The sequence below is a fragment of the Falsihalocynthiibacter sp. S25ZX9 genome (genome assembly GCF_041205405.1).
In the GTDB taxonomy this organism is placed as follows: Bacteria; Pseudomonadota; Alphaproteobacteria; order Rhodobacterales; family Rhodobacteraceae; genus Falsihalocynthiibacter; species Falsihalocynthiibacter arcticus.
On the sequence record NZ_JBGFCD010000264.1, the window covers coordinates 1 to 296 of the forward strand.

A 296-nucleotide genomic window follows, 5' to 3' on the forward strand; every position below is an offset into this window, starting at 1 on the left:
GGCCCCTTGGCAAAACCATAGCACGAACCATCAAATGACTTGTCAAATACATGTCGTTCATCCGCGGGCTTTTGATTGTTCGTCACATAAATTTTCTGAAGGAAAGATTGTGGGCTGCCTTCTATCTGTGAAAAGGCTAAAACAAGGTCCTTTGTTGCCGTTTGCGTCGTTGGCCCACTCGTTTGCGATAGCAGTTCCTTTTCGACCCCTTCGTACCAGTCCAAAAACCCTTTTCCACGTGTTTGCTGCGTGGCTGAAAGGCGGACTTGGGCCTGTTCACTAAAAATATCGCGCGC

At 48.3% G+C, this 296-nt stretch carries 1 protein-coding gene; it reads right to left on the reverse strand.

The window, feature by feature from the left end; genetic code table 11:
* Window positions 1-296, reverse strand: a 296-nt coding sequence (locus AB9F29_RS22175) for a hypothetical protein (RefSeq protein WP_369757287.1), incomplete at both ends; no start/stop codon positions are given.